The sequence below is a fragment of the Streptomyces sp. NPDC048297 genome (genome assembly GCF_043201585.1).
Classification (GTDB): Bacteria; Actinomycetota; Actinomycetes; order Streptomycetales; family Streptomycetaceae; genus Streptomyces.
The window spans coordinates 163,240-175,981 of the sequence record NZ_JBICZA010000012.1 but is presented as its reverse complement, the minus strand read 5'-3'; the positions used below and the strand labels follow the sequence as shown (position 1 = coordinate 175,981).

General features: G+C 71.1%; 11 protein-coding genes. 4 read left to right on the top strand and 7 right to left on the bottom strand.

Going from position 1 to position 12,742, the window contains the following annotated elements:
- Nucleotides 1-8 precede the first annotated feature (8 nt).
- On the bottom strand, nucleotides 9-1,604 hold the full coding sequence (gene dacB / locus ACGFYV_RS16020; protein WP_393879037.1) for a D-alanyl-D-alanine carboxypeptidase/D-alanyl-D-alanine-endopeptidase: 1,596 nt from the start codon (nucleotides 1,602-1,604) through the stop codon (nucleotides 9-11).
- Between the two features lie 127 nt (nucleotides 1,605-1,731).
- Here dacB and ACGFYV_RS16015 point away from each other — a divergent pair, with 127 nt between their 5' ends.
- Together ACGFYV_RS16015 and ACGFYV_RS16010 are read left to right on the top strand one after the other, a co-directional pair.
- On the top strand, nucleotides 1,732-2,223 hold the full coding sequence (locus ACGFYV_RS16015) for an inorganic diphosphatase (RefSeq protein ID WP_184975399.1): 492 nt from the start codon (nucleotides 1,732-1,734) through the stop codon (nucleotides 2,221-2,223).
- Nucleotides 2,224-2,361: 138 nt separating this feature from the next.
- A complete protein-coding gene (locus ACGFYV_RS16010) occupies nucleotides 2,362-4,017 on the top strand; it encodes a threonine/serine exporter ThrE family protein (RefSeq protein WP_393878971.1) in 1,656 nt (551 codons plus the stop codon).
- Nucleotides 4,018-4,059: 42 nt separating this feature from the next.
- Here the strand turns inward: ACGFYV_RS16010 and ACGFYV_RS16005 are convergent, their stop codons facing one another.
- Both ACGFYV_RS16005 and ACGFYV_RS16000 read right to left on the bottom strand, forming a co-directional pair.
- Nucleotides 4,060-5,004, bottom strand: a complete 945-nt coding sequence (locus ACGFYV_RS16005; RefSeq protein ID WP_393878970.1) for a DedA family protein — start codon at nucleotides 5,002-5,004, stop codon at nucleotides 4,060-4,062.
- Nucleotides 5,005-5,172: 168 nt separating this feature from the next.
- A complete protein-coding gene (locus ACGFYV_RS16000; protein WP_393878969.1) occupies nucleotides 5,173-5,943 on the bottom strand; it encodes a MerR family transcriptional regulator in 771 nt (256 codons plus the stop codon).
- Between the two features lie 178 nt (nucleotides 5,944-6,121).
- Here ACGFYV_RS16000 and ACGFYV_RS15995 point away from each other — a divergent pair, with 178 nt between their 5' ends.
- Together ACGFYV_RS15995 and ACGFYV_RS15990 are read left to right on the top strand one after the other, a co-directional pair.
- Nucleotides 6,122-7,396, top strand: a complete 1,275-nt coding sequence (locus tag ACGFYV_RS15995) for an ion channel protein (protein WP_393879036.1) — start codon at nucleotides 6,122-6,124, stop codon at nucleotides 7,394-7,396.
- A 66-nt stretch (nucleotides 7,397-7,462) separates the two neighbouring features.
- A complete protein-coding gene (locus ACGFYV_RS15990) occupies nucleotides 7,463-8,869 on the top strand; it encodes a glutamate decarboxylase (protein WP_393878968.1) in 1,407 nt (468 codons plus the stop codon).
- A gap of 94 nt (nucleotides 8,870-8,963) precedes the next feature.
- Here ACGFYV_RS15990 and ACGFYV_RS15985 read toward each other — a convergent pair whose 3' ends face one another.
- The 4 genes from ACGFYV_RS15985 to ACGFYV_RS15970 form a co-directional block, all read right to left on the bottom strand.
- A complete protein-coding gene (locus ACGFYV_RS15985; RefSeq protein WP_393878967.1) occupies nucleotides 8,964-9,605 on the bottom strand; it encodes a PadR family transcriptional regulator in 642 nt (213 codons plus the stop codon).
- Between the two features lie 24 nt (nucleotides 9,606-9,629).
- Nucleotides 9,630-10,187 (bottom strand): DinB family protein, encoded by a 558-nt coding sequence (locus tag ACGFYV_RS15980; protein WP_393878966.1) that lies wholly within the window; start codon nucleotides 10,185-10,187, stop codon nucleotides 9,630-9,632.
- A 167-nt stretch (nucleotides 10,188-10,354) separates the two neighbouring features.
- A complete protein-coding gene (locus ACGFYV_RS15975) occupies nucleotides 10,355-11,815 on the bottom strand; it encodes an aldehyde dehydrogenase family protein (protein WP_393878965.1) in 1,461 nt (486 codons plus the stop codon).
- 69 nt (nucleotides 11,816-11,884) lie between these two features.
- The gene (locus ACGFYV_RS15970; protein ID WP_393879035.1) at nucleotides 11,885-12,709 is read right to left on the bottom strand and encodes a helix-turn-helix domain-containing protein; all 825 of its coding nucleotides are present in this window, start codon (nucleotides 12,707-12,709) and stop codon (nucleotides 11,885-11,887) included.
- Nucleotides 12,710-12,742 lie beyond the last annotated feature (33 nt).

Genomic DNA, 12,742 nt, shown 5'->3' with positions numbered 1-12,742 from the left:
GGGGGTGCCTACCCGCAGCCGCACCCCGCCAGGGCCGTCGCCGTTCTGTCCAGGGCCGCCTGGGCCTGGAGGGGGTCCGTCGTGCCCGAGGCCAGGAAGGCGAAGGCCAGGAGGTGGCCGTCGGCGTCCACGACGGTGCCGGCGAGGGTGTTGACGCCGGTCAGGGTGCCGGTCTTGGCCCGGACGACACCGGCGGCGCTGTCGGCTCCGCCGCCGCCGTCGGTGTAGCGGGTGGCGAGGGTGCCGGTGAAACCGGCCACCGGGAGGCCGGTGAGGACGGGGCGCAGGCCGGGCCTGGCGGGGTCGGCGGCCTTGACCAGGAGGGCCGTGAGGAGGTTCGCGGTGAGCCGGTCGTTGCGGTCGAGGCCGCTGCCGTCGTGGAAGGAGGCGCCGGACATCGGCAGCCCGAGCCTGGTCAGCTGGGCGGCGATGGCCTTGGCGCCGCCGTCGAAGCTCGCCGGCCGGCCGGAGGCGAGGGCGGTCTGGCGGGCCAGGGCCTCGGCGATGTCGTTGTCGCTGTTGGTGAGCATGCGCTCGACCAGGGCGGACAGCGGGGGCGAGGTGACCGTGGCGAGGGTCTCGGCGCGGCTGGTGGCCTTGGAGGGGCCGGGGGCCGTGGTCCTGATGCCGGCCTTCTTGAGGAGGTCCGCGAACGTGCGGGCCGCGGCCGCCGCCGGGTCGCCGACGCGCGTGGCGGGCCCGCTGACGGACTTGTCGGTGCGGCCCTCGTCGGCGCTGAGGGCGCTGACGGGGGCGAGGTTCTCGTTGACGCCGACGGGGTGCAGGGCGGGACCGGCGAAGAGCGTGTTGTCGTAGGAGAGGATGATCTTGTCGATGCCGCGCTTCTTCAGGGCGGCGGCGGTGTCGTCGGCCAGCACGCGCAGGCTCGCCCAGTCGCCACCGAACTCGGGGCGCGCGGTGAGGGTCGGGTCGCCGCCGCCGACCAGGATCAGTTCGCCGGTGTCCGCTTCGAGCGCGGCGCGGGTGGTGAGGCGGTGGTCGGCGCCGAGGGCGGACAGCGCGGCGACCGCGGTGGCGATCTTGGTGGTGGAGGCGGGGGTGAGGGCCTTGCCGGTCCCGGTGCCGTAGAGCCGCTTGCCGGTGCTCATGTCGACGACGGCCGCGGTGCGGGTCCCGCCGAGCGCGGGGGCGCCCAGGAGGGGCTCCAGGACGTCCGCGAGGGCCTGTCCGCCGGGCGGGGTCTTGCCGGCGCTCACCGTGTCCGTGGTGCCCCCCAGGCCCGCCAGGACGGACGGGGCGCTCGGGGCCGGGCGGGGCGCCCCGGCCTCTGTGCCTGAGCCGCCCGAGCCGCCCAAGTCACCAGAGCCATCGGAGTCACCGGAGCCACCAGTGCCGCCGTGATCTGCGCCACCTGGCCGCTCCAGGGCGACCGCCCGCTCCCGCTCGGCCGTACGCTGACCGGTGGCGTCCCAGGGACCGGCGACGGTCACCACGCCGGCGGCCAGTGCCAGCCCGGCGGTGGCGGCGCCCGCGGCGTACTGCCAGGTCCGGGCGGCCGGGGTCCTGGGAACCCGTGCGAGCTGCGGTCCCACGACCGCCGCGGCACGCGCCAGACGCGGTCGTACGGCGCTCGCGACCCGCATCACCAGCGGTCTCGCGGCCCGCCAAGGCCTCAGCTCCGGCACGACCACCAGCCCCTTTCGCGATCACACACCTGCGTGAGGGACACTTAACCACCAGAACTATGTGTTGATCATGGAGGAGCCACCGGTGGAGTTCGACGTCACGATCGAGATCCCGAAGGGTTCGCGGAACAAGTACGAGGTGGACCACGAGACCGGTCGGATCCGCCTGGACCGTCGTCTCTTCACCTCGACCGCCTACCCGACCGACTACGGCTTCGTCGAGAACACTCTCGGCGAGGACGGCGACCCGCTGGACGCGCTGGTCATTCTTGACGAGCCGACCTTCCCGGGTTGCCTGATCAAGTGCCGCGCGATCGGCATGTTCCGGATGACGGACGAGGCGGGCGGCGACGACAAGCTGCTGTGCGTTCCGGCCACCGACCCGCGTGTCGAGCACCTGCGCGACATCCACCACGTGTCCGAGTTCGACCGCCTGGAGATCCAGCACTTCTTCGAGGTGTACAAGGACCTGGAGCCCGGCAAGTCGGTCGAGGGCGCCAACTGGGTGGGCCGCCAGGACGCCGAGGTGGAGATCGAGCGGTCCTACAAGCGCTTCAAGGAGCAGGGCGGCCACTGAGCACAGGGCGGTCACTGAGCCTCTTCTCGCGCCTGGAACGTGAACGGCCGTGCGGTCTCCGCGGAGACTGTGCGGCCGTTCGGCTGTCTGTGCGCATACTGAGGCTTACGGAAGGTCGCGTTCAGGGAGCGGTACGAAGTGGCGGAGGCGGCGGACAAGAAGCCCCGGTCGGACGAGGCGCGCTACGACCCGGAGATCACCTCCGAGTTCGCGATCCCCGAGGGCATCGAGGTCCCCGAGAGCGGCGCCGAGCCGGAGACCACGTCCGAGTTCGCCGTTCCGGACGGTCTCGCGGCGCCGCAGCCGACGACCGCCGAGCCCGAGGGCTCGGCGTTCAGCGTGCCGAGCGCCTACAGCGCCCATGACACCCTGCCCGGGTTCACCCCGGCGCTGGGTGTGCCCGCGGTCAGCCTGGTCAAGGACGCGCCCTGGCAGGACCGGATGCGCACGATGCTGCGCATGCCGGTGTCCGAGCGGCCGACGGTGGAGCCCGCACAGCGCGCGGAGGAGGGCGGCCCGGCGGTCCCGCGCGTCCTCGACCTGACGCTGCGTATCGGGGAACTGCTGCTGGCGGGCGGTGAGGGTGCCGAGGACGTGGAGGCCGCGATGTTCGCGGTGTGCCGCTCCTACGGCCTGGACCGCTGCGAGCCGACCGCCACGTTCACGCTGCTGTCGATCTCCTACCAGCCGTCGCTGGTGGACGACCCGGTGACGGCCTCGCGCACGGTGCGCCGGCGCGGCACCGACTACACGCGTCTGGCGGCCGTGTTCCGGCTGGTGGACGACCTGACGGACCCCGAGACGCACGTCTCCTTGGAGGAGGCCTACCGGCGCCTCGCGGAGATGCGGCGAAACCGGCACCCCTACCCCGGCTGGGCCCTGACCCTGGCGAACGGCCTGCTGGCCGGTGCCGCCTCGGTGCTGGTCGGCGGTGACCTGGTGGTGTTCGTGGCGGCGGCGTTGGGCGCGATGCTCGGCGACCGGCTGGCGTGGCTGTGCGCGGGGCGGGGGCTGCCGGAGTTCTACCAGTTCACGGTGGCCGCGATGCCGCCCGCGGCGATCGGCGTGGCGTTCGCGCTGGCCCAGGTCGACGTGAAGGCGTCCGCCGTGATCACCGGTGGGCTGTTCGCGCTGCTGCCCGGACGGGCGCTGGTGGCGGGCGTGCAGGACGGGCTGACGGGGTTCTACATCACCGCGGCGGCGCGCCTGCTGGAGGTCATGTACTTCTTCGTCGGCATCGTCATCGGCGTGCTGGTCGTCCTGTACTTCGGCGTGCAGATCGGCGGCCAGCTGAACCCGGACGCCTCGATGGTCATCAACGAGCGGCCACTGGTGCAGATCGCGGCCTCCATGGTGCTGTCGCTGACCTTCGCGGTGCTGCTGCAGCAGGAGCGGTCGACCGTGCTGTGGGTGACGCTCAACGGCGGCGTCGCCTGGTCGGTGTACGGCGCGATGCACTACGCGGCCGACTTCTCGCCGGTGGCGTCCACGGCGGTGGCCGCGGGGCTGGTGGGGCTGTTCGGGCAGCTGCTGTCGCGGTACCGGTTCGCGTCGGCGCTGCCGTACACGACCGCCGCGATCGGGCCGCTGCTGCCCGGTTCGGCGACGTACTTCGGGCTGCTGTCCATCGCCCAGAACGACGTGGACAAGGGGCTGGTGTCGCTGGCCAAGGCCGCGTCACTGGCCATGGCCATCGCCATCGGGGTGAACCTGGGGTCGGAGATCTCCCGGCTGTTCCTGCGGGTCGGCTCCGCCGGCAAGCGCCGGGCCGCCAAGCGGACCAGGGGCTTCTGAGCCGGCCGGCGCTCCCGGAAAGCTCCCGGACTGCGCCGCCTCTCAGTAACCCTGGGGGTACCCGCCCTGGTCGTACGGCTGCTGCGGGTGCTGCGGGCTCTGCGGGTGCTGCGGGTTCTGCGGGTGGTCGTAGTACTGGTTGGCGGAGCCCTGGTTCCCCTGGTTCCAGTGCTGCTCCTCCTGCTGGTACGGCTGCGGCTGGTGCCGGTGCTGCTGCCGGCCCGACGGGTCGTACTGCTGGGGCTGGGGCTGGTTCTGGTGCTGCTGCTGGTCCAGGTCGAAGCGGCGCAGCTGGGTCGTCGGGTCGTCCAGCCGCTGGTAGGTGGGCTCCGGGTCGGCGGGCAGGGGCGCCTCCTGGGCAGCCCGCTTGTTCTTGCCGCGCGCGCGGAGGAACTCGATGGCGATCGGGATCACCGAGACGAGGACGATCAGGATGAGGATCGCCTCGATGTTCTTCGTGACGAACTCGATGTTGCCGAGCCAGGAGCCGAGCAGGGTGACGCCCGCGCCCCACAGGCAGCCGCCGATGACGTTGAAGATCAGGAACGAGCGGTACTTCATGCCGCTGACGCCCGCGATGATCGGCGTGAACGTGCGCACGACCGGCACGAAGCGGGCCAGGATCAGGGACTTCGGGCCGTACTTCTCGAAGAACTCGTGCGCCTTGGTGACGTTCTCCTGCTTGAAGAGGCGGGAGTCCGGGCGGTTGAAGAGCGACGGGCCGACCTTCTTGCCGAACATGTAGCCCGCCTGGTCGCCGAGGACCGCGGCGAGGCAGATCAGGCCGATCGCGCCCCAGAGCGGGAAGTCGAGCTGGTGGGACGTGATCAGCAGGCCGCACGTGAACAGCAGCGAGTCGCCCGGCAGGAAGAACCCGATGAGCAGGCCGGACTCGGCGAAGACTATGAGCAGCAGACCCCAGATGCTGTACGTGTCGAGCAGGTAGTTGGGATCCAGCCAGCTCGGGCCGAGGGCGAGTGTCATCACGGGTCCGGGCTCCTGAGGGACGAGGGCGGCGGTGTCGCGCGCATGTGCGGGCGCACAAAGCTATCAACGCCAGGTGACCGCTCCGGGTTCCACCGGTGGCTCCAGGATGCACCGCGCGACAACCGGGGCGCACCGGTGAGCCCCGGGACTGCTCCCGGGGGCCGGGGCTCAGGCGGTGTGCCGGTCGGCGTTCGCGGTGATCGCCTCGCTCAGGTGGTCGGCGAGACCGGGCCGCATGGAGTCGTAGAACGCCTTGAAGCGCTCGTCGGCCACGTACATCGCACCCAGGCAGCGGTGCATGCCGTGCGGGCACTCGTAGAACCACGTGCTGATGTGCAGGCGGTGCTCCTCGGCCAGGGCCATGGCCGCCTCGCCGGTCGGCTCCCCGCCCTCGTCCATGAGGGCGACGTAGCGCTCGGTCCAGTCGTCGACCTCGGCCTGGAGGCGCTTCCAGTCCTCCTTGGTGTAGCGGGCGGCCCGGCGCTGCGACTCCGCGTAGGCCTCGGTGCCGCCCCAGCGCTGCTCCGCCTCCTCGGCGTACTGCTCGGGATCCTTGTCCCCGAAGACCTCGAACCGCTCCTCGGGGGTGAGGTTGATACCCATCGTGCGTGCCTCCATGGCGTGCTCCACGGCCGCGGCCATCTTCTGCAGCTTCTCGATCCGGGCGGTCAGCAGTTCGTGCTGGCGGCGCAGGTGTACGCGCGCGTCCGCCTTTCCGGTGGCCTGGTCGTCGAGCAGGGCCGCGACCTCGTCGAGCGGAAAGCCGAGCTCCCGGTAGAACAGGATCTGCTGGAGCCTGTCGAGGTCGGCGTCGGCGTAGCGCCGGTGGCCGGCGCGGGTGCGCTCGCTGGGCACGAGCAGCCCGATCTCGTCGTAGTGGTGCAGGGTGCGCACCGTGACCCCGGCGAACCCCGCGACCTGTCCCACGGAGTAGCTCACTTCCCGCTCCTTCGTCGTCCGTCAGGTTTCGTCGTCCATGCGGATTCGTCGTCCGTACGGGCTCCACGCTGCAGCCTCACGTCACGTGAGGTGCAAGCGGCTTTCCCGGCCGGACGGTCGTTTCGTCCCGGATGTTGAGATCCTTTTGTCCGCTTATGGTGAGCCCGTGGCCCACGACATGGTGCGGCAGCCGCCCCCGACCGCTCCCCCGGCCCCGGCGCGGGCGCTGCTCCCGCTGATCCTGCCCGCCGCCGTCGTGGGGGTGGCTGCCGCCCTGGTCTTCGTCGGGGTGAGCCGGGCCGCGGAACAACTCCAGCACGTGCTGTGGGGGCCCCTGCCGGACGCGCTGGGCGTCGGCCGGTACTCCGTGCCGTGGATGTTCGTGATGCTGACCGCGACCGGCCTGGCCGTCGGCCTGGTGGTCTGGAAAGCGCCGGGGCACGCCGGACCCGAACCGGCCACCCTCGGGCTCGACGCGCCGGTCCTGGCGCCGTTCGTGCTGCCGGGTCTGGTGCTGGCGGTCGGGCTGATGCTGGCCGGCGGGCCGAGCCTGGGCCCGGAGAACCCGATCATCGCCGTGAACATCGCCCTCGCGGCCTGGCTGGGCGGGCGGCTGGTTCCCCGCGCGGAGGACGGCATGTGGCCCGCGCTGGCCGAGGCGGGCACGATCGGGGCGATGTTCGGGACGCCGGTGGCGGCGGCGCTGGTCATCTCCGAGGCGCTGGCCGGGCGGCCGATGCGGGGACGGCTGTGGGACAACCTGTTCGCCTCGCTGACGGCCGGCGCGTGCGGCGCCCTCACGACCACCCTGGTCTCCCGACCGTCGTTCGACCTGGGCCTGCCGCCCTTCGGCCACCCCCGCTGGGGCGACGTGGCGGCGGCCCTGGTGATCGCCCCGGCGTCCGCGCTGCTCGGCATGTGCGCCGTGTACGGCTTCCCGTACGTCCACGCGGCCTTCCGGCGGCTGCGGCACCCGATGCTGATGCTTCCGGCGGGCGGGGTCGTCCTCGGCGCGCTGGCGGCTGCCGGCGGTCAGCTGACGCTGTTCAAGGGGCTGGACGAGGTCGCGGAGCTGGCCCGTGCCCCCGAGGGCCGGTCGGCGGGCGGCTTCGCCGCGCTGGCGGTGGTGAAGCTCGCGGCACTGCTCGTCGCGGCCTCCTGCGGCTTCCGGGGCGGGCGTATCTTCCCGGCCGTGTTCGTCGGTGCCGCGCTGGGCCTGTGCGCCCACGCGCTGGTGCCCGGCGTCCACCCCGCGGTGGGCGTGTCGACAGGAGTCCTGGGCATGCTCCTGGCGATCACCCGGCAGGGCTGGGTGAGTCTGTTCACCGCCGCCGTCCTGGTCTCCTCGCCCGCCGTCCTGGCACTGCTGTGCATCGGCTCGCTGCCGGCCTGGCTGCTGGTGACCGGGCGGCCTCAGATGCAGTTGCGCGCGGACGGCACCCCGGTCCGCTGACACCCTGTCCGCTGACACCCTGTCCGCTGACATCCTGTCAACTGACATCTCTCTGGAGGCACGTACATGGCATTGCACAAAGGCCCCTCGAAGACCGACGAGCGAACGATGTCCGTCAACCCGTTCTTCGGTGAGGCGAACCCGGTCGGCGGGATGACCGAGGCCCCGCCCACCCACCGGCTCCCGGACGCGCCGCTGCCGCCGTCGACGGCGTACCAGCTGGTGCACGACGAGCTGATGCTGGACGGCAACGCGCGGCTGAACCTCGCCACCTTCGTCACCACCTGGATGGAACCGCAGGCCGGGGTGCTGCTGTCGGAGTGCCGCGACAAGAACATGATCGACAAGGACGAGTACCCGCGCACCGCCGAGCTGGAGCGGCGCTGTGTGGCGATGCTCGCCGACCTGTGGAACGCGCCCGATCCCGCCACCACGGTGGGCTGTTCGACGACCGGGTCGAGCGAGGCCTGCATGCTCGCCGGCATGGCGCTCAAGCGGCGCTGGACCAAGCGCAACGCCGACCGCTACCCGGGGGCCCGCCCGAACCTGGTCATGGGCGTCAACGTCCAGGTCTGCTGGGAGAAGTTCTGCAACTTCTGGGAGGTGGAGGCCCGGCTGGTCCCGATGGAGGGCGAGCGCTACCACCTCGACCCGCAGGCCGCCGCCGAGCTGTGCGACGAGAACACCATCGGGGTCGTCGGCATCCTGGGCTCCACCTTCGACGGCTCCTACGAGCCGATAGCGGAGCTGTGCGCGGCCCTGGACGCCCTCCAGGAGCGCACCGGCCTCGACATCCCCGTCCACGTCGACGGCGCCTCCGGGGCGATGATCGCGCCCTTCCTGGACGAGGACCTGGTGTGGGACTTCCGGCTGCCGAGGGTCGCGTCCATCAACACCTCGGGGCACAAGTACGGGCTGGTCTACCCCGGCGTGGGCTGGGCGCTGTGGCGGAACACCGAGGCGCTGCCCGAGGAACTGGTCTTCCGGGTCAACTACCTGGGCGGCGACATGCCGACCTTCGCGCTCAACTTCTCCCGCCCCGGGGCGCAGGTGGTCGCCCAGTACTATACGTTCCTGCGCCTGGGCCGCGAGGGCTACCGCGCGGTGCAGCAGTCGACCCGGGACGTGGCGATGTCCCTCGCGCGGCAGGTCGAGGCGCTCGGCGACTTCAAGCTGCTCACCCGGGGCGACGAACTCCCCGTGTTCGCCTTCACCACGGCCGACCACGTGTCGTCGTACGACGTCTTCGACGTCTCCCGGCGCATGCGCGAGCACGGCTGGCTGATCCCGGCGTACACCTTCCCGCCCAACCGGGAGGACCTCTCCGTGCTGCGTGTGGTGTGCCGCAACGGCTTCACGCACGACCTGGCCGCCCTGTTCGTCGAGGACCTCGCCCGGCTGCTGCCGGAACTGCGCCGCCAGCCGCACCCGCTGACCCGCGACAAGGAAGCGGCCACCGGGTTCCACCACTGAGGGGTGCCCGGTCGTATGAGGGTGCCGGGGCGCATGAGAGTGCTGGGGCGCATGAGGGTGCCGGGGCGTGTGAGGGGTGCCGGGGCGAACGCGGTCAGTGGTCGTCCTGCGGGTGCCGCTCCCCCGTCGCGTACGGGTTCTCCTCGCCCTCGCGCAGCACGCCGACGAACGGCTCGCCCTCGCCCGCGAAGGTGTACGCCCCGCCCTCGATCCGCCCGATCAGACTCTGGGTCCACTCGGCCTCGGCGTCGGCCGTGTGGACCCAGAGGTTCATGATCTCGCCGATGTGTCCGAGCCGCTCCGGGCCGTCCTCGGGCACGTAGTGCTCGGTGACGGCGGAGCGCCACCGCTCGGACCGCCGGATCCGCTCCTTCAGGAGCGTCACCGCCTCGGCGCGCGGCAGGTCGACCATGAAGCCGATGGCGGCCGACGTCGCGTCCGTCTTCTGGTCGTAGGAGACGAGGGCCTCGCGCAGCAGCCGGAAGTACTCCTCGGTCCCCCGGTCCGTCATCTCGTACTCGGTGCGCGGCGGCCCCCCGGCCGTGGACGGAGCGATCTCGTGCGCGTGGAGCAGTCCCTGCTTCGCCATCTGCTTCAGGGCGTGGTAGATCGAGCCCGGCTTGGCGTTGGACCACTCGTGCGCGCCCCAGTACTCCAGGTCGCCGCGGACCTGGTAACCGTGGGCCCTCCCGTGCTGGCGGACCGCGCCCAGCACGAGGAGGCGGATGGTTGACATGCGGTCCAGATTATGGCCGCGCTTCTAGCCCGCGTGTTCCAGGGCCATCAGCTCGTACGACTTCTTCCCGTCGAGGGACTCGCGGATGATGTCGGCGTGTCCGGCGTGCCGGGCCGTCTCGCGGATCAGGTGCAGGCACAGCCAGCGCAGGGAGGCGCGGCCCTCCGGCGGGAACCAGGGGTCGGGCGGCAGCGGGAAGGTCTCATTCAGATCGGGCGCGGAGCGGATGAACTTCTCCGTCTCGGCGGCGACCTGCTCCCAGTACGCGAGCTGTCCGGCCACGGTCTCGTCCCCGACGAGGACGAACGACTCGTGCCAGTTCGATGGGTCGCGCTTGTGCGCCGGCGGCTCGTGCCGGGCGCGGGCGATCCAGCCCTGCTCGACCTCCGCGACGTGCTTGATCAGTCCTGCCAGGGACAGCTCGCTCGCGGTGGTCCGGGCGGACGCCTGCGCGTCCGTCAGACCCAGTACCGCGCGGCGGACGCCGCCCCGCTCCTCCTCCAGGAACGCCAGCAGCGCTCCGTGTTCTTCGCGTTCTTCACATTCTTCGCGCTGTTCCTCTGCCGCCACGTGCGTCACCACGGTCGGCCGCCTTTCGTCGGATCTTCCAGGGGCTTTCCCCTGACTTCGACGACGCTACGAGCCCATGAGGTCAGATTCTGTCCGCATGGGCCCGGCACGCGAAGGAACCCCCGAAAGAGTCCCTGGAACACATGGTCCGTGGAACCCGGAACTCCGGGCCGGAACCCCTAGAACGGGAAGCGGCTGCGGCCGTGCTGCACCGAGATCCACTTGATCGTGGTGAAGGCCTCCATGGTCGTCTCGCCGTTCAGGCGGCCGAGACCGGAGTGCTTCTCACCGCCGAAGGGGACGATCGGCTCGTCGTGCACGGTCCCGTCGTTCACGTGGAACATGCCGGTCTCGATCCGCTTGGCGAACTCCACGCCGCGCTCGACGTCGCCCGTGTGGACGGCGCCGCTGAGGCCGTACGGGGTGCCGTTGACGATCCGCACCGCCTCCTCCTCGCCGTCGAACGGGACGAGGAAGACGACCGGGCCGAAGACCTCCTGTTCGAGCAGGGGGGAGCCGGCGGGGATGCCGGTGAGCACGCTGGGCCCGACCAGGTTGCCCTCGGTGGCGCCGCGCAGCAGTGCCGTGGCGCCCTCGGCGAGCGCCTGCTCGACCGTGCCCGAGATCGCGTTCGCCTGCTGGGAGTTGATCACCGGGCCGATGACGGTCTCCGGGTCGCGCGGGTCGCCGACCTTGAGGGACCTGACCTTGGCGACGAACTTCTCGGTGAACTCGTCGGCGACCGAGCGGTCCACGAGCACCCGGTTGGCGGCCATGCACACCTGGCCCTGGTGGACGTACCGGCTGAAGACCGCCGCGTCGACCGCGTAGTCGACGTCGGCGTCGTCCAGGACGACCAGCGCGCTGTTGCCGCCCAGTTCCAGCACCGAGCGTTTGAAGTTCCTGGCGCACACGGTGGCCACGTGTCGGCCGACCTTGTCGGACCCGGTGAAGGAGATGACCTTGGGGACCGGGTGCTCGATGAAGGCGTCACCGATCTCGGCTATGTCGGTGACGACGACGTTGAGCAGGCCGCCGGGCAGGCCGGCCTCCTCGAAGATCTTCGCGACCAGGGTGCCGCCGGCGATGGGGGTGTTCTGGTGCGGCTTGAGGACCACGGCGTTGCCGAGGGCCAGCGCCGGGGCCACCGACTTGATCGACAGCAGGAACGGGAAGTTGAACGGGCTGATCACGCCCACGACGCCGACCGGCAGGCGGTAGACGCGGTTCTCCTTGCCGTCGATCGGGGAGGGCAGGATCCTGCCCTCGGGGCGCAGCGCCAGGTGGACCGCCTCACGCAGGAACTCCTTGGCGAGGTGCAGCTCGAAGCCCGCCTTCACGCGCGTGCCGCCCAGCTCCGCGATGATCAGGTCGGCTATCTCCTGCTCGCGGTCCTCGATCAGCCTGAGGGCCTTCTCGAAGACGGCGCGCCGGGCGTAGGGGTTGGTCGCGGCCCACTGCTTCTGCGCGCGGGCGGCTGCCCGGTAGGCCTGGTCGACCTCGTCGACCGTGGCGACCGTGATCGAGGCCAGCTTCTCGTCGTCGTACGGATTGAAGTCGATGACGTCCCAGGAACCGGTGCCCGGACGCCACTCACCGTCGATGTACTGCTGGGCCAGGTCGCTGAAGTAGGACGACATGTGATCCCTCAATCGCTAGCGGACACCAGATCCACGCCAGTGCTGATCACGCGTCATCGTACTTGTGTTTCAGGAGAGTTGGAGGAGACCCCGGAGGAGATCGCGGCTCTCGCCGGGCCCCGGGCTGTCCTGCTGGAGCTCCTTCAGCGCCTGCTCGTACTGGGCGACGTCCTCGCGCTTGTCCAGATAGAGCGCGCTCGTCAGTTGTTCCACGTAGACGACGTCGGACAGGTCGGACTCGGGGAAGCTGAGGAGGGTGAAGGCGCCGCTCTCGCCGGAGTGCCCGCCGAAGCCGAACGGCATGATCTGCAGCCGTACGTTCGGCCGCTCGGAGACGTCGATCAGATGCTGGAGCTGACCGCGCATCACCTCGCGGTCGCCGTAGGGGCGGCGCAGGGCGGCCTCGTCGAGGACGATGTGGAACTCCGGCGCGTCGGAGGCGAGCAGGTGCTTCTGCCGCTCCATGCGCAGCGCCACCCGCCGCTCCACGTCGTCCGCGCTCGCGCCCTTCATGCCGCGCTTGACCACCGCGCGCGCGTAGTCCGCCGTCTGGAGCAGGCCGTGCACGAACTGCACCTCGTAGGCGCGGATCAGGGAGGCGGCGCCCTCCAGGCCCACATAGGTGGGGAACCAGCTGGGCAGGACGTCCGTGTAACTGTGCCACCAGCCCGCCACGTTGGCCTCGCGCGCGAGGGAGAGCAGGGACTCGCGCTCGGCCTCGTCGGTGATGCCGTACAGCGTCAGCAGGTCTTCCACATCCCTGGTCTTGAAGCTCACCCGGCCCAGCTCCATCCGGCTGATCTTCGACTCCGAGGCGCGGATGGAGTACCCCGCCGCCTCACGCGTGATGCCGCGCGCCTCGCGCAGTCGCCTGAGTTGCGAGCCGAGCAGCATGCGCCGCACCACCGATCCGGGCTCTCCCGCGCT

Bases quoted from the DNA above. Each gene is read 5' to 3' on its own strand.
- ACGFYV_RS15975 (WP_393878965.1), bottom strand. From the start codon at position 11,815: ATGTCGTCCTACTTCAGCGACCTGGCCCAGCAGTACATCGACGGTGAG.
- ACGFYV_RS15990 (WP_393878968.1), top strand. From the start codon at position 7,463: ATGGCATTGCACAAAGGCCCCTCGAAGACCGACGAGCGAACGATGTCC.
- ACGFYV_RS15970 (WP_393879035.1), bottom strand. From the start codon at position 12,709: ATGCTGCTCGGCTCGCAACTCAGGCGACTGCGCGAGGCGCGCGGCATC.
- dacB (WP_393879037.1), bottom strand. From the start codon at position 1,604: ATGCGGGTCGCGAGCGCCGTACGACCGCGTCTGGCGCGTGCCGCGGCG.
- ACGFYV_RS15995 (WP_393879036.1), top strand. From the start codon at position 6,122: ATGGTGCGGCAGCCGCCCCCGACCGCTCCCCCGGCCCCGGCGCGGGCG.
- ACGFYV_RS15985 (WP_393878967.1), bottom strand. From the start codon at position 9,605: ATGTCAACCATCCGCCTCCTCGTGCTGGGCGCGGTCCGCCAGCACGGG.